We start from the raw sequence: 18,287 nt of genomic DNA on the forward strand, positions 1-18,287 counted from the left end.
TCATGTAAAGCACTGATAATATAGGGATAATCAATGATTAAAAATTGATTAGTCCCTTTTTTTATATTTTATAAGGTTGAAACTAAACCGTCTGGTTGGTACACTAATCGATGTATTAAAAACTCTGTTGGAGGTTTATATTAATGAAGAAAGTTATGCTAACAGCAGCTATAACAGGTGCTGGAGATACTACAGAAAAAAATAAAAATGTTCCTGTAACACCACAAGAGATTGCTGATTCAGCGATAAAATGTGCAAAAGCAGGAGCGACTGTGGCACATATACATGCTAGAGACCCAGAAACAGGTGGCATTAGTCATAACGTTGAATTTTTTAAAGAAGCTGTGAGATTAATTAGAGAAGCAGACGAAGATATTGTTATAAATATTACTTCTGGTGGAGGAGGAGACTTCATCCCGAATCTAGAAGATCCATATACTGGTGCAAAAGGAACAGACATGCAAACACCAAAAGAAAGACACGAACCTGTAGGCGCATTATTACCAGAAATGTGTACCCTAGACTGTGGTAGTGTCAATATGGGTGACACGCTTTATTTAAGTCCAGCAGGTTGGTTAAGAGAACAAGCACAACTTGTTAAAGAAGCTGGGGTGAAACCTGAGTTAGAGTGTTTTGACAGTGGTCATATATCATTTGCTAAGCAACTTATAAATGAAGGTTTAATCGAAGGAGAACCAATGTTCCAATTCTGTCTTGGCATTCCTTGGGGAGCAGAAAATGACGCCGAAACAATAGAATACTTTAAGACACGTATACCTGAAAATGCACACTGGTCAGCATTTGGCATTGGCAGAATGCAATTTCCAACAGTAGAAGAAGCGGCTAAACGTGGAGGCAATGTACGTGTGGGATTAGAAGATAATTTATATTTGGAAAAAGGTGTCAAAGCCACTAATGAACAACTCGTTGAAAAGGCTGTAGAAATATTAAAAGGTTTAGATATAGAACCAATGACGCCAGCTGAAGCGCGTGAAAAATATCAACTTAGAGATCCACAAGGAGGGGCAAAATGAAATTCGCAGTTGTAGGTACAGGCGTTATTGGTAGTGGATGGATTACAAGAATGTTAGCACATGGTCATGAAGTAATCGCTACTGATCCAAGTGAAGGCGCATATGAAAGAATGTTGAAACAAGTAAAACAAAATTGGCCATTTGCCCAAGAACTTGGCTTAGCAGAAGGTGCTTCATTAGAAAATCTTACATTTACACCTTATTTAGAAGAAGCTGTTAAAGAAGCAGATCATATACAAGAAAATGTGCCTGAAATTGAATCATTAAAAGAGCAAGTACTGACTGAAATAGACTTTTATGCACGACCTGATGCAACAATAGGTTCAAGCACTTCAGGTATTAAACCTTCAGAGTTACAGCGAAACTTACAACATCCAGAGCGTTTAGTTGTAGCTCATCCATTCCATCCGGTATATATTTTACCACTTGTAGAAATTGTTCCAGGACAATTAACTGCGGAAGCAACGACAGTAAAAGCTGAACAAGCTTATGAAGGTATCGGCATGGACGTACTGCATGTAAGACATGAAATAGAAGGTCATATTGCTGATAGATTAATGGAAGCACTTTGGAGAGAAGCATTGCATATTGTAAATGATGGCATAGCTACTACAGAAGAAGTAGATAAAGCATTCACGCATGCAGCAGGATTGCGTTACGCACAATACGGACCGTTCATGACTTTCCATTTGGCAGGTGGAGAAGGTGGGATGCGCCACATGTTAAAACAATTTGGCCCAGCTTTGAAAAAACCATGGACTAAATTAGTAGCACCAGAATTAACGAAAGATTTATATGAAGAAGTCGTTAATGGATGTGAAGCATCATCACAAGGCCAAACAATGTCAGAGCTTGATCAGAAACGCAACGAATTCTTAATCAAAGTAAAAAAATTAGCAGAAGAATATTGGCCAGAAGATACACCATCAATGAAAAAAGCCACAAGCCCTTCGGTGTATTAATATGATACATTCACAGTTTGAATATACGACTAAAGTGAAAGATATTTGGGTAGACCACAATGGTCATATGAATGATGCTGAATATAATCGTGTTTTTAGTGATGCGACAGATGCTTGGCTTGCCTATCTAGGACTAGATAAAGAGACGATAGCACAAAGCCAATACACAGTGTTTACTTTAGAAAATCATGTAATGTATTTAAAAGAAATTAAAGTAGATGAGTTAATCTCGGTTAATGTTGAGCTATATGATTATGATGCGAAACGTTTACATGTGTTTATGACGTTAAGAGATGCAAATCAATCTCGTTGTGCAACTTATGAAGTAATGCTCATGGGAATGAATACAGCTATAGATAAGCCCGAAGTATTTCCAGAAATGATAAAAAAAGCGATTGAAGATTTAGCTACTATAAATACGATTGAAAATAAGCCTCAAGAGCTTGGTCATCTTATTGGCATTAAGCATAAATAGTATAATTGAAATCAATTTGAAACGATTGATTAACAATGTTTATTGAATGTTTAAAGTAACAAAACTCATAAGTATAAATTGTTTATTTTTATTAATTAAGGTATCTTATTGTATAGGGTAACAAAATCAAATTTTAATTTATTATATAATTGATTTGTTTTTTAACAACCAAAACGAATAAATTAGGGCTATTTGTAGCTATGTTGTTACTTATTTTAGAATTTGTATAACATCCACAGATAGTCCTAAATTTATTATGAAATATTTTTAATTTAAAATATGTACATAGAAAGGAATTGAACCATGTTAAGTATTAAAAACTTATCAAAAGTCTACGGCGGTGGGAAGAAAGCTGTAGATAATATATCATTAGATATTGAATCTGGTGAATTTATTGCGTTTATAGGAACAAGTGGTAGTGGTAAAACTACTGCTTTAAGAATGATCAACAGAATGATAGAAGCTACTGAGGGACAAATAACAATTAATGGCAAAGATGTCCGCAAAATGAATCCAGTAGAATTACGTAGAAAAATTGGTTATGTAATTCAACAAATAGGACTCATGCCTCATATGACAATCAGAGAAAATATCGTTTTAGTACCGAAATTATTAAAATGGTCTCAAGAAAAGAAAGAACGTAAAGCGAAAGAATTAATTAAACTCGTAGATTTACCAGAAGAGTTTTTAGATAGATATCCATCTCAATTATCTGGGGGACAGCAACAACGTATTGGGGTAGTGCGTGCATTAGCTGCTGAACAAGATGTCATCTTAATGGATGAACCATTTGGTGCATTAGACCCGATTACAAGAGATACATTACAAGATTTAGTGAAAGAATTACAACAAAAATTAGGTAAAACATTTGTTTTTGTTACGCATGATATGGATGAAGCGATTAAGCTAGCAGACAAAATTTGTATTATGTCTGAAGGACAAGTTATACAATTTGATACACCAGATAATATTTTACGTCATCCTGCAAACGATTTCGTACGTGATTTTATTGGCCAAAATAGATTAATTCAAGATCGTCCAAATATGCGTACAGTTAAAGATGCAATGATTAAACCAGTAACTGTACACGCAGATCGTTCACTGAACGAAGTAGTTAAAGTCATGAGAGAACGTCGTGTAGATACTATTTTTGTGGTAGGTAATAACAATAGATTACTAGGTTACTTAGATATTGAAGACATTAACCAAGGATTACGTTCAAACAAAGAGCTTATCGATACGATGCAACGTGATATTTATAGAGTAAGAATAGACAGTAAATTGCAAGATTCAGTACGTACAATTTTAAAACGAAATGTAAGAAACGTTCCGGTAGTGGATAAAGATGGTGAAACATTAATTGGATTAGTTACGAGAGCAAACCTAGTGGATATTGTTTATGACAGTATTTGGGGCGAAATAGACGAAGATGAAAATGCGGATCAAAATGCAATAGTAGAGCCCGAAAATGTAGGAGCTGATAAATAATGAAAGTTTTCATAGAGCAATATGGTGGGCAACTGATATCAAAAACAGCTGAACACTTTTATATCTCAATGATCGCATTGTTAATCGCTATCGTAGTGGCTGTTCCATTAGGTATTATCTTATCCAAAATGAAAAGAACTTCAAATATCGTACTCACAATTGCTGGTGTACTTCAAACAATACCAACACTTGCGGTATTAGCTATCATGATACCAATATTTGGCGTGGGGAAATTACCTGCAATTGTAGCATTATTTATCTATGTACTTTTACCAATATTGAATAATACTGTGTTAGGCGTCAAAAACATCGACACTAATATTAAAGAAGCTGGCACAAGTATGGGAATGACCAAGTTACAACTTATGAAAGATATTGAATTACCGTTAGCTTTACCACTTATATTAGGTGGTATTCGATTATCATCTGTATATGTAATCAGTTGGGCGACGCTAGCAAGTTATGTTGGTGCAGGCGGCTTAGGTGACTTTGTATTTAACGGTTTAAATTTATATGATCCATTGATGATTGTAAGTGCAGCTATACTTGTAACAATTTTAGCTTTAGTTGTAGATGTATTACTTTCATTAGTCGAAAAATGGGCTGTTCCAAAAGGCTTAAAAGTATCCAGATAATAAAAGGAGGACATTATGAAGAAGTTTAAACAGTATAGTATCGTGCTTGTACTGTGTCTGACGGTGTTATCTGGATGTAGTTTACCTGGTTTAAGTGGTAGCAGCTCAGATAATGAAGTTAAAATTACAGCACTTGCAACGAGTGAATCACAAATTATGTCTCATATGTTGAGACTTTTAATAGAACATGCTACAGATGGTCAGATTAAACCATCATTAATTAACAATTTAGGTTCAAGTACCATTCAACATAATGCTTTAGTGAATGGTGATGCAAATATGTCAGGGGCAAGATATAATGGCACAGATTTAACAGGTGCTTTAAAAGAAGATCCAATAAAAGATCCTGAAAAAGCGATGGAAGCGACTCAAGATGGGTTCCAAAAGAAATTTGATCAAACATTCTTTGATTCATATGGTTTTGCGAACACATACGCATTTATGGTTACTAAAGAAACAGCTGAGAAATATAATTTAGAAACTGTTTCAGATTTAGAAAAACATAGTGATGAGTTAAGACTTGGCGTGGACAGTTCGTGGTTACATCGTGAAGGTGACGGTTATCCAGGATTTACGAAAGAATATGGGTTTGACTTTGATACAGTACGTCCAATGCAAATCGGACTTGTATATGATGCCTTAAATTCAAAAAACTTAGAAGTAGCAGTTGGTTATTCAACGGATGGACGTATTGAGGGGTACGATTTAAAAGTACTTGAAGACGATAGACGCTTTTTCCCACCATACGATTCGAGTGCAGTAGCAACGAATAGTTTATTAGAAAAACATCCAAAATTAAAACCAATTATTAATAAGTTGAAGGGCAAAATATCAACAGAAGAAATGCAAAAGCTTAATTATCAAGCAGATGGTGAAGGTCAAGAACCAGCTGTTGTAGCTGAAAAATTCTTGAAAGCACACAACTATTTTGAAGACGATAAGAAAGGTGGTCAAAACTAATGGAAGGTAATTTATTACAGCAATTAGTCGAATATTATTCAGTCAACTTTGGCTACCTATGGGATTTATTCATTAAGCATTTATTAATGTCAGTATATGGCGTTTTATTTGCAGCAATTGTAGGTATTCCATTGGGGATTATCATTGCTAGATATAAAAAATTATCATGGACGATTATTACAATTGCCAATATTATACAGACTGTACCAGTTATTGCGATGTTAGCAATTTTAATGTTAGTGATGGGCTTAGGTCCAAATACAGTTGTTTTAACAGTGTTCTTATACGCATTATTACCTATAATTAAAAATACTTTTACAGGTATTATTGGCGTTGATGCAAACATTAAAGATGCTGGTAAAGGTATGGGTATGACACGAAACCAAGTGTTACGTTTAATTGAGTTACCGTTGTCTTTATCTGTAATTTTAGGTGGTTTAAGAATCGCACTTGTTGTAGCAATTGGTGTTGTAGCAGTTGGGTCATTTATTGGAGCACCAACTTTAGGTGACATTATTATTCGTGGTACAAACGCAACAGATGGCACAACGTTTATTCTTGCAGGTGCAATTCCAATTGCATTAATCGCAATTCTAATTGACGTTGGATTGAGATTTTTAGAAAAACGTTTAGATCCTTCTAACAAAACACAGAAAAAAGAAAAGCATAAGCCACAAAGTGTTAATTAATAAAGGGTAGTGATTAAAGTTGGCAATTTTATCAATTAATTATAATTCTAAAACAATAGGTATGCATCATCATTTTATGGTGATTTTACCGGAAGATAAAAGTTATTTTAATAAAGCAGCACAACCGAAACCATTGAAAACTTTATTATTACTACATGGTCTTTCAAGTGATGAAACTTCTTATATGCGTTACACAAGTATTGAACGTTATGCTAATACGCATCAATTAGCTGTCATTATGCCAAATGCGGACCATAGTGGATATAGTAACATGGTTTATGGCCATAACTATTTTGATTATGTATTAGAAGTGTTAGATTATGCGCATCAAATTTTACCATTATCTGATAAAAGAGAAGATAATTTTATTGCTGGGCATTCTATGGGTGGCTATGGCACCATTAAATATGCTTTATCACAAGGACATCGTTTTGCTAAAGCTTGTCCGTTATCAGCAGTGTTTAATGGTCAACATCTTATGGATTTTGATTGGTATGATTTCTCAGGTGAAGCTATAGCAGGAACAAGTAAAAGAGTTAAAGGTACTGACTTAGATCCATATCATTTAGTCGATCAAGCAGTAGACCAAAATAAAGCTATTCCGGAGTTACTCATCATGTGTGGCACAGAAGATGAATTGCATGAAGATAATCAACAATTTATCAAGTACTTAGATGAAAAAGCAGTTCCATATCAATTTGAGGATGGACCTGGCGAACATGATTATGCTTATTGGGATCAAAGTATTAAACGTGCAATCGAATGGTTTGTTAAAGCATAGTAACAGAAAAATAGCGAACAACTGTATTTACACAGTTGTTCGCTATTTTAGTATGTAGACAAAGTCTCAGACTTTGTCTAATTTTTTGTGCACGTTTTTCGCGGGTACACCTCATCCTGTAGTTTCCAGCTAATGCTTTATTAACTAGTCAGAAGTCGCCCCAATAACTGCTATTACTTAAAAATAAAAATATCAACAAGTAATTTCCTATTATATAACAGTTATTACTGTTTTTGAATTGAGCTATTAAACTGAAGCATTGCTGCTTTTGAATTCTTCTTGTAGTTTACCTAAATGTCTTAATGTTGGCGTTAGCGCTGCAAAGAAAAAGCCTTCTTTTAATTTACGTGCTTGAGGTGCACGAGGTGAATATGCTCTAGAACCCCCGTTAACCATAGATGCTTGATTGACTTCAAGTAGTAAATAACCGGCTTCTTTTTTCAAATCAATCAAGTCACCAAATTGATTGTGTAAATCATGTGTATCTAATAAATTGTAAAATTGATTTTTTATATTGTTATAACGTGCTTCAAAATCTTGAACATCATATTCTAAATATTTGTTAATGCCATTTTGTGCATTAGAGAATTTATGAATTAAATCAAGTGATGAACGTACTGAACCTAATGCAATCGGTATTTGTAACGCTACAAATTGTGGACGTATCTTAGATGCGAATGTTTTTGCATCGTGTGTAATAATATGTGCTTCAGGTATGTGCACATCATTCATTTCAATTGAAAATGTTGCTGAACCATTTACACCTAAGAAGGTAGACATTTCATTTATATTAACGCCTTCTTGATTGGCTTGAACGATAAACATTACAAGTTCATCTGATGTTTCAGATTTAGAAATAGCACCAAAATAATGCTCTGAAGCAATGTTACTAATCGCAGGTAATCTACCATTCACAATAAATTGCTCATCCTTATAGTGATGTGACAAGTTGAATGATTCTAAATCATTAAATGATTTCATCGGATTTGATAATCCAGTAGCACCTAAAATTTCACCTGATAGTAATTGGTGTTGTAAGTCTTTATTTAAATGCGGTTGTTCTGCATTTTGTAAATAGGTAGAAAATGCCAGTTGGCACCATAAACAGAAGCCCGTTGTCAGACAAGATTTTGATACTTCTTCGATGACTTCTGAATTTGCTTTGACATCATCTTCTTTAAAATAACCTTCTTTAAATAAAGTTTGAATGAAGGTTTTAGGATAATGTGAACCGTCATCAATTTCTACTAAATAGGGATCTAATTCGTTTTCAATGTGTGTTTTTAAACTCATAAATATACTCTCCTTTATTCACCAAAACGTGTTAATATCATTTTCTCTAAATAACTAATGAGGCGATCAATTAAAAATCCGAATACCCCAATAAAGAATATGGCAGATAAAACATCTTCTAAATTCAACATATTCCGTGAATCAACAATTAAGAATCCAAGTCCAGATTGTGCACCAATCATTTCTCCAGAAACTAAGAATATCCAACTTGTTCCAACTGCCATATGTATACCGCCCATAATATGTTTAAATGCACCAGGGAAGAGGATGTTTCGGTATAATGACCAACCCTTTAAATTTAAATTAGATGCAATCTTCAAGTATTGTGGTTCCACATTTCGAATCCCTTTGATTGTATTAAAAACAATTGGGAAAAATGCTGCAATAAATATAATTGCCATCGCCGGTAAACTTCCTATACCAAACCATAAAACGACGAACGGCGACCATGCAATAGGGGAGACTGGTCTAATTAATTGAAATAGCGGTTCTATTGCATCAAATAATGCATTACTGCGTCCTAATAAAAAGCCAACAGGAACCCCTACGATAACTGCAAATCCAAAGCCTACAATAAAGCGAAATAAACTAATACCTAAGTGTGAGAATATTTCCCCGGTAATAATGAACTGCCAAATACTTTCTGCTACTAGTAAGGGTCCCGGTAAAAGAATGGGCTGGTAATCTCCAATCCATATTACGCATTGCCATATAAATAGGAAAATGATGAAAGTAATGATTGGTAATGTCCATTTTTTGACTAAATTAGCTGTCATTTCATTTATCCCTCCTTATATAGCGTAGGATCAACAAAATCTTTATAAGCAGGTGCTTTAAAAAGATTATGATCATTTACTAAATCTGTAATTTTACTGTAACCATCTTTTTTAATTGTTAAATCGCCATATGATGTCCATTCTGCTGATTGTTCTAGAACTTTTCTATCTTGCTTAAAGTTTTTTGCCATGACATCAACACTTTTTTCTTTGTTGTTCATTTTATAACCAGCTTGTTTATAATCTGACATGAATGCTTTGGCAACTGTATGATGTTGATCAATAAGATCACTTCTGAGTACGAGTGCACAACAATAAGCATCTGGAACGATATCACTACCATGCTTTATAGTATCGCCTTTACCTAATTTTTCTCCCAGTGCCCCGAATGGTTCCGCGACAGAATAACCCGAGATTCGCTTTTCGCTTAACGCTGCAGGCATTTCTGCTGGAGCCATTTCATGATAACTAAAAGTGTTAGATTTTAAGTTCATTTGCTTTCGCATTTCTTCTAGTAATAAATAATGTGTTGAATAACGATGTGGGATAGCAAAACTGTATTCTCCGTGATTGTGAAAATCAGAAGCTTCTTTACCTTTTTGTCCCATAATCACATTGCCCTCGTGATGACCTAAGGCGACTGCTTTAATATCTGAGCCTTTTTGTTTTGATTTCATTGCAAGTTCAATCAGTGTAGATGCACCATCGATTTTACCGCTGTTCAATGCATCCATAAGGTCTGGCCAATTATTAAAACGTATGAGTTCAAGTTTGTAACCAGATTTTTTAGACTTTTGTTGAATTTCTTCTGTCATCATCAAATTTGCTGAATGTGTTACTGAAAGATAGCCTATTTTTATAGTTTGTTTTTTATTGTCACTATTTTGACTATCTTGATTTTTATTTGGGCTACAACCAGAAAGAATAAGTAGGAGTATTAAAGTAAAAGCAATATATTTTTTCAATTTTTAACACTCCTTATAAATAATATTCTGGCTCTGCCATATGATGATTTAACGCAAATTTTTCCATAATATCATTTCTAACTTTTAGTAAATGACTATCATTGCGGTTACGAGGATGAGATTGTTTTATACTATATTGATTGATAATTTCACACCCCTCACCGAGTAGCACGATATTATCTGAAAGATAAATCGCTTCATCAATATCATGCGTAACTAAAATGATCGTTGCTTTTGTGCGCTCTTTTAAACGTACAAGCTGATCTTGTAATTTATAACGTGTAAAAGCATCTAAAGCGCCTAAAGGTTCATCCATGAGAATGACATTTGGTTGGTGTACTTGTGCTCTACAAAGCGCAACACGTTGTTTCATACCACCGGATAATTCTTCTGGGAATAATTTTCCTTTATGATTTAAATCTACGGTTTTTAACTGTTTATTAATGTCTTCATTGCTTATGTATTGAGACAAACCAATACGTATGTTGTCGTTAATATTTTTCCAAGGAAGTAAGTTGTGGTGTTGAAATATCATTAAACAATCAGGTGATGGTGTTTGTTTAATTTTTCCATCAATATTTACTGTCCCTGAAGTTGGTGTTAAAAAACCACCAATAATATTTAATAACGTCGATTTACCACAACCACTTTTACCTATAAAAGTTACGATGTTACTTTTTTCTATATTTAATTCAAAATCATTAATGACTTGGTTATCGCCAAATTGATGTTGAACGTGGTCAATGTGAATCATTACAACACCTCGATTAATCTTATCGTTTTAGTATGGTTTATCCTTACACTAAAGGGCTATGCATACACATAGCCCGTGAAGTGATTGGTTTTAATTTTTTATTTTGAAAAAAGTGCATAAGAACTACTAATCTCAATTTCATTGAGAAGCAAAATTAAGGATTACAATAGCTTTAGCATAAGAAAATCTAGTGATTAAAAATCACTTTTAGAATAAAGGATTACAATAGCTAAAGCAATTGCATAAGAACTACTAATCTCAATTTCATTGAGAAAGTAGTTCTTTATATTTTCTCGATATCATCGATAGGTGTATCTACAGCTTTACGTGCACGGCGAACAGCATCTTCGTCTGGTGCATCGTATAAACAGATACATTTTGACATATCTTCACAAACGTAAGTACGTTGGAATTGTACTTCAGGCACTTCTTCATAATGTACTGAGTTTTTCTTTTTACGTGCTAAATATTGATCCATAGAAACGCCTTCTGGAATATTCCAAGTTACTAGGTAATCTACATGTGCATCACCTTTTTTAACGTCTTCTAATTCTTTACCAACTAAACGTACTTCTTTAACAAGATTTATATTAATTGAAGCATCTTCTAAAAATTGTTTCGCTTCAGTATCATCATTAGCTTCAACGATAAAGTATCCGTGTATAAGGTCTTCTGTCGCCTGTACTTCGATAAGCGTTGGTACTTCAGCAGTTGTTAAATCAGCTGCTTTCTTTTCTAATTCGCTTTTTGTTGAGGCAAAAGCTAAGTCATTTGCTTCTAGTAAATATAATGTCATAAATATTAACCTCCAAGATTGATAATACATGAATAATACAACAATCCTTATCAGATTACAAGGATATAATGACATGTAATTTTAATTTTCTGAAAACTGTTAATTAATTTATAGAATATTATAGTTAGGAACATTCAATTGTAACTAAGTGTCGATTGAGAAACTATTAAATACGTTAAAATATCGTTTTTATAATTAAATCTATTGCTATTGAATTTCAATACATATTATACTTGAGAAAACGCTTACAAACGGAGGGGATAAAGTGACGAAATTGCTATGGCAATCATACGAAAATCGATTGAATTTATTAAAGAGATTAGTGAATCATCCAACAGTGACGAATTCTGAAGGGGAACTAACATTTCCAAACTTCGTAAAGCAGCTATTGTTACAACTTACATACTTTCAAGAACATAAAAAGCATATTCAATTGACACAAACTGAAGATGATAAGGAAGCTGTTGTTGCCTTTTATCAAGCAAATACTTCGGCAAAAACAATTGTGTTAATTAGTCATTATGACACTGTTGGTGTAGAAGATTATGGTAATTTTCATTGCAATGCGTTTAATCCAGATGAATTAAAATCATTATTTTCCCAAAATCATCATTATTTAAATGCAGAAGCAATTGAAGACTTAAACAATGACACCTATTTATTTGGCCGAGGCACAATGGATATGAAAGCAGGGCTCATGTTGCATCTTTCATTAATTGAATTGGCTAGTGTTGAAGCATGGGACATTAATTTAATTTTAGTTACAGTGCCAGATGAAGAAGTCAACTCTTCGGGGATGCGCAAAGCAGTAGAAGCAATTGCCCAGCTAAAGCAACAATATCATTTAGATATACAACTTCATTTAAATAGTGAACCTACTTTTCAACAAGCTGGTGCTGATGAAAAGCATTATATATATTCAGGGTCAATTGGAAAAATTATGCCTGGTGTATTATGTTATGGCAAAGAAACGCATGTAGGTAATCCATTAGATGGTTTGAGTTCTAACTTTATGATGAGTTATATTACTCAAGAGATTGAATACAACAATGCATTTAGAGAAGTTTTTGAAAATGATGCAACGCCCGTTCCAGTATCTCTGCATATGAGAGATTATAAATTGGCGTACGATGTCCAAACACCATTCAGAACAATAGGATTGTTTAATGTTTTTCTTTTTAAAAATAAACCAGCTGATGTGTTTAGACAGTTTATCGATTCAGTAATACACGCTACAGAACGTTGTGAAAGTGATTGGCTCTCTATATTAGAAGAGCAAGAGAAAGAATTTGATACGAAAATTAATGTGCTCACATATGAGCAATTAAAGCGATATGCCATTAAACAACATGGAGAAGCATATATAACTATGCAAATCGATAAGGCGATCCAAGAGACAGACGAGTTACATTTACAAAGTGTCAACGTTGCTGATACGTTAATGCAAACTTGTAAAGATATTGCACCAGCAGTAGTGACATTTTTTGCAACACCATATTATCCTGCTGTTAATTCGTCTTACGATAAGCGCATTGAGTCAACGGTTGAATTAGTGCGTCGAACGTTACGCGATCAATTTCAACGTCAAAGTGAACGTGTTCACTATTTTAATGGTATTAGTGATAGTAGTTATTTGAACTTTGATGGAGATATGGAACAAATTGCTGCCTATGAAAAAAATACGCCTAATTTTAATAAAACATATCAACTACCATTTGAAGTTATTCAAGCTATTAGCGCACCGATATTATTATGTGGACCGATAGGTAAAGACGCACATAAAGTCAGTGAACGTTTGCATAAAAAAAGTGCATTTGAAGAATTACCTGTTGTTTTAGAACAAATTATTAATTCTTATATTGAGTCAGCAAAAGAACAAGAATAACTTGTAATCTTTTCTTAAATAAATTTTTATAATCTAATGCTTGTTAGTGTATAGGTTAGTGCGATATATTAGTGAATATATTCATTGCACAGGTAATTCCATAAGAAGAAAATGGAGTGGTAACAATATGATAGAGGCGTATAAAAGTTTTTGGAAGAGATATGCTGACTTTAAAGGGAAATCAGATAGACTAGAGTTCTGGACACCAGTATTGGTTCATATCATTGGCATCTTTATCGTAGCGTTAATCGGCGCAATTAGCTTTATAACAGGGGCTTTTATTGTCGCAGCGATTTTATCTGCACTTATTGGTATATTTGCTTTAGCAATCATGGTACCTATGGTTTCAGTGACGTTAAGAAGATTTTATGATGCAGGTAGAAAAAGGGTTACTGCACTCATTTTAATTATTTTATCGATTTTTGTTAATATCTTGTTTGATATTATACAAATCAATAGCGTTGCAATATTTTTAAATGTTGTGTCAATAATTTGTACGATTATATTGATTGTTGAGACGCTATTACCTTCACGTGAAGTTCCTGAGTCAGAATTGAAATGGTTATAAAAATAAATCTTATGGGTAAGTTAAACTAAATAACAGTTATTCTTGAAGTGCAACTTTTTCTAGTTAGCTTTGTGAGAGCGGGAGTATGAAATCAAAATTGGATTTCATACTCCCGCTCTTTTTCGTAGATTTTCATAAAAGCGAGTTATCAACATAATTTTTCTGAAAATTCATTGTATTTAGGAATAATAAATTTATACTATAGTAAAAAGGAGGGATTTTATGGAATGGTTAAAATTAATAGGAATTTTGATTATCATATTAGGATTTGTCTTTAAAGTTGATACTATTGCAGTAATTTTAATTGCCGCAGTAGTTACTGGAATTGTATCAGGATTAGATATTTATGAAATTCTAGATACATTGGGCAAGGCGTTTGTAGATAATAGGTTGGTGACGTTGTTCATTTTAACTTTACCGATGGTTGGATTAATAGAGCGGTTTGGATTGAAAAAACAAGCTTCTAATTTAATAGGAAAGGTGCAGCGTGTAACGAGTGGACGATTGATGACAATTTATTTAGTTATTAGAGAGCTAGCAGGTGTGGCGTCGATTCGTATAGGAGGACATCCACAATTTGTTAGGCCACTGATTAATCCGATGCTACAAGGTGCATTAAAAACACGTTATAACTTAAAAGATGAAGAAGTCGATGCAACAGATATTGAGAAGATAAAAGCACAAGCTTCTGCAATGGAAAATTATGGTAATTTCTTTGGACAAAATTTATTTGTTGGCGCAGCAGGTGTATTACTAATGGTTGGAACGTTTCAGTCATTAGGCATTAAAGTAGATGCAGTCGATCTTGTTCTCGCATCATTACCAATTGCAATTATCGTTTTCATTATTGTGTGGATTAATAACATAAGGTTTGATAAGTATTTAGAGAAAAAGTATGGCACGAAGCAGGTGAACAAAAATGAGTGAAAATACATTAAATAATATTTTAGAGCTCTTTTACATATTAATAGGTTTACAATTACTTTATACAGCATATCGTGTATTAAAAGCTTCGTCACATCAGAAGAAGTATGGTACAGCACTATTTTGGATTTTGCTAGCAACAACTTTTATCATAGGTCCTTATATACCAAATGTAATAAACGGTATATTTATTTTAGTAATGGGTGGATTAACATTATTTAAGCAAGTAATAATCAAAAATATCATTGATGTTGATGAAACAACAGGAGATAAAGGTGCAAAAAAATATGGTAATAAATTATTTATTCCAGCTATTATACTAGCTGTGGCTGCAATTGCAGTATCAAATTGGACGCCCTTAGGTGGCGCAATTGGTTTAGGTGTATCCTCTGTTTTAGGGTTATTAGCAGCTTATGTTGTAATTAAACCTAATGGCAAATATGTACTCTATGATAGTGATAGATTAACACAACAGATTGGCACTGTAGGTATATTACCTCAGTTTTTAGCAGCTTTAGGTGTGCTATTTACTGTCAGTGGTGTTGGAGATGTTATTTCTAAAGGGCTATCTTCATTTTTATCGGAAGGCAATCATTTATTAGGAGCGACAGCATATGTATTGGGCATGGTATTATTTACGATGCTAATGGGCAACGCTTTTGCAGCATTTACGGTTATCACGGCAAGTATTGGTATTCCATTTGTTATAGCTCAAGGTGGAGACCCTGTTATATCTGGTGCTTTAGCAATGACAGGTGGATTTTGTGGAACGTTGTTAACACCTATGGCAGCAAACTTTAATACATTGCCAGTAGCATTATTAGAAATGAAAGATGAATTTGGCGTTATTAAAGCACAAGCACCTATCGCGTTTATATTAATTTTTGTACACATTGGTTTAATGTATTTTTGGGCTTTTTAAATCATAATTATTGAGCGTTAGTGAATTAAAAATAAAGGAGGCTATTAAATGATGAATATATTAATAACGGGTTTCGATCCGTTTGGTGGAGAAGCAATTAATCCTGCTTTAGAAGCTGTAAAACTTTTGCCAGATGAAATTGATGGTCATAAGATAGATAAATTAGAAATACCAACTGTATTTCATAAAAGTAAAGAGGTCGTAGAAGAACAATTAAATCAAAAAGAATATGATATTGTTTTAGCAATTGGACAAGCAGGTGGTAGGTTTGAATTAACACCGGAACGTGTCGGAATCAATATAGATGATGCTCGTATTCCAGATAATGAAGGCAATCAACCAATTGATGAAGTCATACAAACAACAGGAGCAGCTGCTTACTTTTCTAATCTACCGGTTAAACGTATGACTGAGGGAATAAAATCACAAGGTGTACCTGCACGTTTATCCAATACAGCTGGCACATTTGTATGTAATCATATTTTATATCAACTTGGTTACTTAGAGGCGACACAGTTTCCAAATATTAAATTTGGTTTTATCCATGTTCCATTCATACCTGAACAAGTTACAGATAAGGTAGAAAAGCCATCGATGTCTCTAGAGACAATCGCTAAAGGTTTGAAAGTAGCGCTTGAAGTGGTCATTGAATCAGATAAAGATATCAAAGTAGCGTTAGGAGAAACACACTAAAACTTACATCATAATAAACAAAGCGTACATCTACATTATGTAGGAGGTACGCTTTGTTTATTATGTTTAATTATTGCTCGTGTTCAGTTCTTGTGAAGTTCATTCTTATTTCATTATATGTTTTACCGAGATAAGTAGGTTTTTTTTCAGGCGTTCGTTTAAAGCCTACCTGTTCATAGAAATTGATGGCATTGTCATTTTCTTCTACAACCCATAACATTACATTATCTGGATAAGATAACTCTAATGCACGCTGTGTTAGCGCAAAGCCAATCATATGACGTTGATATTCTTCTAATAGATATAAAGCGAAGATTTCGCTCCAATCATCTGAAGACGTTGATGTTTGTGTCTTGCCATAGGAAATAAAACCTACAACTTCGTTATTAACAATAGCAACTAATGTTGGTACATCATGTAAGGAGGACTGCTTGATAAACTTTTCTTTATCAAGTTTTTCTAAGTAATCATTCTTAGCTATGTCATCGTAAGTTTCCAGCCAACTTTCATAATGAACTATCGCTTTACCGTGCTTATCTTCTTCGGACAAGGCTCTAATTGTAAACTCCATAGAATGTCCTCCTTTATATACTAAATTGATATTATTATAGCATCATTTATTTTTAAAAAGAAATATTTACACTTTCAATAGTAATGTAGAATAAATATATTACGTGATGACGTTGTGTTAATGATTTATATTTATTTTATTAATTAGAACAATTCAAAATTATGCGGATTACTTAATGAACTATAAGAGAGTATGTAATAATGATACTGTTATGAAGTAGAGGAATGTGATGAAAATGAAAATAGGTATGATTTCAGATTTGCATGTAGATAGACATAAGACACTGAAACCTGAAGATTATCAACAAGTATTAATTAAAGTTATAAATCAGCGAGGTATAGAAATGTTGCTAATTGCAGGAGATATCTCCAATAATTATAACTTAACACAGCAATTTATTGAGCGGCTTGAAAGCACAACACAAATAAAAGTATTATTTATTCCGGGAAATCACGATTTTTGGTCTACAGATACAGGTGCCACATCAGCTGAGATTTTAGATTTTTATATGGCGATGGAATCGTGCTTAATTGGAAAACCTTATGACATAAATGATGAATGGGCCATTGTTGGGAACACAGGCTGGTATGATTATACGTATGCGGATCCTAAATTTTCAATTGAAAGAATTGCTCGTAGAAAGTATTACGGTGCAACATGGCAAGATAAAGTGAAAATTGATTGGCCTATGGAAGATAGAAAACTATCTCGCATTGCAGCCAAACAAACGGCAAAGGATATTGAAAAAGTTAAACACAAAAAAGTGATACTTATGACACATATCGTAACGCATCCAAAATTTGCAGTGCCGATGCCACATCGTATATTTGATTATTTTAATGCGTTTATAGGAACATCAGATTTTGATACTCTATATCAACAATACGATATTCGCTATAGCATTATGGGGCATGTTCATTTTAGAAATGCATTTGAAGAACGCGGTATCACATACATTTGTCCATGTTTAGGTTATCAAAGAGAATGGCGTTCAGCTGATATAGAACAGGAAATCAATCATGCATTATATAGTATTTCAATTTTTTAGTAACCTTGTAGGGGCGAGAATATGAAAGCAAATTAAATTTATATGTCGTCCTATCTATTTTTATTTTG

General features: G+C 33.5%; 20 protein-coding genes. 14 read left to right on the top strand and 6 right to left on the bottom strand.

Features of this window, described 5'->3' with window-relative positions:
• Positions 1 to 143 precede the first annotated feature (143 nt).
• The 8 genes from PYW44_RS02540 to PYW44_RS02575 all read left to right on the top strand — a co-directional run bounded on the left by PYW44_RS02540 (position 144) and on the right by PYW44_RS02575 (position 7,024).
• Complete coding sequence (locus tag PYW44_RS02540; RefSeq protein WP_021338548.1) at positions 144 to 1,034, top strand: beta-keto acid cleavage family enzyme; 891 nt, start codon at positions 144 to 146, stop codon at positions 1,032 to 1,034.
• A complete protein-coding gene (locus tag PYW44_RS02545; protein ID WP_021338547.1) occupies positions 1,031 to 1,996 on the top strand; it encodes a 3-hydroxyacyl-CoA dehydrogenase NAD-binding domain-containing protein in 966 nt (321 codons plus the stop codon). The genes PYW44_RS02540 and PYW44_RS02545 overlap by 4 nt, the downstream gene beginning before the upstream one ends.
• 1 nt (position 1,997) lies before the next feature.
• Positions 1,998 to 2,471 carry a thioesterase family protein gene (locus PYW44_RS02550; RefSeq protein WP_021338546.1) on the top strand — a complete coding sequence of 158 codons (474 nt, stop codon included), beginning with the start codon at positions 1,998 to 2,000 and terminating at the stop codon, positions 2,469 to 2,471.
• Between the two features lie 303 nt (positions 2,472 to 2,774).
• The gene (locus PYW44_RS02555) at positions 2,775 to 3,959 is read left to right on the top strand and encodes a betaine/proline/choline family ABC transporter ATP-binding protein (RefSeq protein WP_021338545.1); all 1,185 of its coding nucleotides are present in this window, start codon (positions 2,775 to 2,777) and stop codon (positions 3,957 to 3,959) included.
• Entirely contained in the window at positions 3,959 to 4,594 is a 636-nt protein-coding gene (locus PYW44_RS02560; protein ID WP_002506756.1) for an ABC transporter permease, read from the top strand. The genes PYW44_RS02555 and PYW44_RS02560 overlap by 1 nt, the downstream gene beginning before the upstream one ends.
• Before the next feature lie 15 nt (positions 4,595 to 4,609).
• The gene (locus PYW44_RS02565) at positions 4,610 to 5,554 is read left to right on the top strand and encodes an osmoprotectant ABC transporter substrate-binding protein (RefSeq protein WP_021338544.1); all 945 of its coding nucleotides are present in this window, start codon (positions 4,610 to 4,612) and stop codon (positions 5,552 to 5,554) included.
• Entirely contained in the window at positions 5,554 to 6,243 is a 690-nt protein-coding gene (locus PYW44_RS02570) for an ABC transporter permease (RefSeq protein WP_021338543.1), read from the top strand. Before PYW44_RS02565 ends, PYW44_RS02570 begins: the two co-directional genes overlap by 1 nt.
• 19 nt (positions 6,244 to 6,262) lie before the next feature.
• A complete protein-coding gene (locus PYW44_RS02575) occupies positions 6,263 to 7,024 on the top strand; it encodes an alpha/beta hydrolase (RefSeq protein WP_021338542.1) in 762 nt (253 codons plus the stop codon).
• 246 nt (positions 7,025 to 7,270) lie between these two features.
• On the opposite strand, the gene PYW44_RS02580 is transcribed toward PYW44_RS02575, so the two are convergent.
• The 5 genes from PYW44_RS02580 to PYW44_RS02600 all read right to left on the bottom strand — a co-directional run bounded on the left by PYW44_RS02580 (position 7,271) and on the right by PYW44_RS02600 (position 11,608).
• Positions 7,271 to 8,317: an acyl-CoA dehydrogenase family protein gene (locus PYW44_RS02580; protein ID WP_021338541.1), complete on the bottom strand. Its 1,047-nt coding sequence runs from the start codon at positions 8,315 to 8,317 to the stop codon at positions 7,271 to 7,273.
• A gap of 14 nt (positions 8,318 to 8,331) precedes the next feature.
• Positions 8,332 to 9,093, bottom strand: coding sequence for an ABC transporter permease (locus PYW44_RS02585; protein ID WP_021338540.1), 762 nt, complete (start codon positions 9,091 to 9,093; stop codon positions 8,332 to 8,334).
• Between the two features lie 5 nt (positions 9,094 to 9,098).
• On the bottom strand, positions 9,099 to 10,058 hold the full coding sequence (locus PYW44_RS02590) for an ABC transporter substrate-binding protein (protein ID WP_021338539.1): 960 nt from the start codon (positions 10,056 to 10,058) through the stop codon (positions 9,099 to 9,101).
• 13 nt (positions 10,059 to 10,071) lie between these two features.
• The gene (locus PYW44_RS02595) at positions 10,072 to 10,812 is read right to left on the bottom strand and encodes an ABC transporter ATP-binding protein (protein WP_021338538.1); all 741 of its coding nucleotides are present in this window, start codon (positions 10,810 to 10,812) and stop codon (positions 10,072 to 10,074) included.
• Positions 10,813 to 11,095: 283 nt separating this feature from the next.
• Entirely contained in the window at positions 11,096 to 11,608 is a 513-nt protein-coding gene (locus tag PYW44_RS02600; RefSeq protein WP_021338537.1) for a DUF4242 domain-containing protein, read from the bottom strand.
• Between the two features lie 265 nt (positions 11,609 to 11,873).
• Here PYW44_RS02600 and PYW44_RS02605 point away from each other — a divergent pair, with 265 nt between their 5' ends.
• The 5 genes from PYW44_RS02605 (at position 11,874) to pcp (ending at position 16,600) form a co-directional block, all read left to right on the top strand.
• Complete coding sequence (locus PYW44_RS02605) at positions 11,874 to 13,493, top strand: M20/M25/M40 family metallo-hydrolase (protein ID WP_021338536.1); 1,620 nt, start codon at positions 11,874 to 11,876, stop codon at positions 13,491 to 13,493.
• Between the two features lie 127 nt (positions 13,494 to 13,620).
• Positions 13,621 to 14,061 (top strand): DUF805 domain-containing protein, encoded by a 441-nt coding sequence (locus PYW44_RS02610; protein WP_021338535.1) that lies wholly within the window; start codon positions 13,621 to 13,623, stop codon positions 14,059 to 14,061.
• 222 nt (positions 14,062 to 14,283) lie between these two features.
• A complete protein-coding gene (locus tag PYW44_RS02615) occupies positions 14,284 to 14,988 on the top strand; it encodes a DUF969 domain-containing protein (RefSeq protein WP_021338534.1) in 705 nt (234 codons plus the stop codon).
• Positions 14,981 to 15,907, top strand: a complete 927-nt coding sequence (locus PYW44_RS02620; RefSeq protein WP_021338533.1) for a DUF979 domain-containing protein — start codon at positions 14,981 to 14,983, stop codon at positions 15,905 to 15,907. The genes PYW44_RS02615 and PYW44_RS02620 overlap by 8 nt, the downstream gene beginning before the upstream one ends.
• A gap of 51 nt (positions 15,908 to 15,958) precedes the next feature.
• Positions 15,959 to 16,600, top strand: a complete 642-nt coding sequence (pcp, locus tag PYW44_RS02625) for a pyroglutamyl-peptidase I (RefSeq protein WP_031265852.1) — start codon at positions 15,959 to 15,961, stop codon at positions 16,598 to 16,600.
• A gap of 70 nt (positions 16,601 to 16,670) precedes the next feature.
• Here the strand turns inward: pcp and PYW44_RS02630 are convergent, their stop codons facing one another.
• Positions 16,671 to 17,171 carry a GNAT family N-acetyltransferase gene (locus tag PYW44_RS02630; protein WP_021338531.1) on the bottom strand — a complete coding sequence of 167 codons (501 nt, stop codon included), beginning with the start codon at positions 17,169 to 17,171 and terminating at the stop codon, positions 16,671 to 16,673.
• Between the two features lie 235 nt (positions 17,172 to 17,406).
• Between PYW44_RS02630 and PYW44_RS02635 the strand changes: the two genes are divergently transcribed.
• Positions 17,407 to 18,219, top strand: a complete 813-nt coding sequence (locus PYW44_RS02635; protein ID WP_031265850.1) for a metallophosphoesterase — start codon at positions 17,407 to 17,409, stop codon at positions 18,217 to 18,219.
• The last annotated feature ends 68 nt before the right edge of the window (positions 18,220 to 18,287 follow it).

It is taken from the genome of Staphylococcus equorum, from assembly GCF_029024965.1.
In the GTDB taxonomy this organism is placed as follows: domain Bacteria; phylum Bacillota; class Bacilli; order Staphylococcales; family Staphylococcaceae; genus Staphylococcus; species Staphylococcus equorum.

Bases quoted from the DNA above. Each gene is read 5' to 3' on its own strand.
- PYW44_RS02580 (WP_021338541.1), bottom strand. From the start codon at position 8,317: ATGAGTTTAAAAACACACATTGAAAACGAATTAGATCCCTATTTAGTA.
- PYW44_RS02550 (WP_021338546.1), top strand. From the start codon at position 1,998: ATGATACATTCACAGTTTGAATATACGACTAAAGTGAAAGATATTTGG.
- pcp (WP_031265852.1), top strand. From the start codon at position 15,959: ATGAATATATTAATAACGGGTTTCGATCCGTTTGGTGGAGAAGCAATT.
- PYW44_RS02595 (WP_021338538.1), bottom strand. From the start codon at position 10,812: ATGATTCACATTGACCACGTTCAACATCAATTTGGCGATAACCAAGTC.
- PYW44_RS02555 (WP_021338545.1), top strand. From the start codon at position 2,775: ATGTTAAGTATTAAAAACTTATCAAAAGTCTACGGCGGTGGGAAGAAA.
- PYW44_RS02560 (WP_002506756.1), top strand. From the start codon at position 3,959: ATGAAAGTTTTCATAGAGCAATATGGTGGGCAACTGATATCAAAAACA.
- PYW44_RS02620 (WP_021338533.1), top strand. From the start codon at position 14,981: ATGAGTGAAAATACATTAAATAATATTTTAGAGCTCTTTTACATATTA.
- PYW44_RS02570 (WP_021338543.1), top strand. From the start codon at position 5,554: ATGGAAGGTAATTTATTACAGCAATTAGTCGAATATTATTCAGTCAAC.
- PYW44_RS02635 (WP_031265850.1), top strand. From the start codon at position 17,407: ATGAAAATAGGTATGATTTCAGATTTGCATGTAGATAGACATAAGACA.
- PYW44_RS02540 (WP_021338548.1), top strand. From the start codon at position 144: ATGAAGAAAGTTATGCTAACAGCAGCTATAACAGGTGCTGGAGATACT.
- PYW44_RS02565 (WP_021338544.1), top strand. From the start codon at position 4,610: ATGAAGAAGTTTAAACAGTATAGTATCGTGCTTGTACTGTGTCTGACG.
- PYW44_RS02585 (WP_021338540.1), bottom strand. From the start codon at position 9,093: ATGACAGCTAATTTAGTCAAAAAATGGACATTACCAATCATTACTTTC.
- PYW44_RS02610 (WP_021338535.1), top strand. From the start codon at position 13,621: ATGATAGAGGCGTATAAAAGTTTTTGGAAGAGATATGCTGACTTTAAA.
- PYW44_RS02630 (WP_021338531.1), bottom strand. From the start codon at position 17,171: ATGGAGTTTACAATTAGAGCCTTGTCCGAAGAAGATAAGCACGGTAAA.
- PYW44_RS02615 (WP_021338534.1), top strand. From the start codon at position 14,284: ATGGAATGGTTAAAATTAATAGGAATTTTGATTATCATATTAGGATTT.
- PYW44_RS02600 (WP_021338537.1), bottom strand. From the start codon at position 11,608: ATGACATTATATTTACTAGAAGCAAATGACTTAGCTTTTGCCTCAACA.
- PYW44_RS02545 (WP_021338547.1), top strand. From the start codon at position 1,031: ATGAAATTCGCAGTTGTAGGTACAGGCGTTATTGGTAGTGGATGGATT.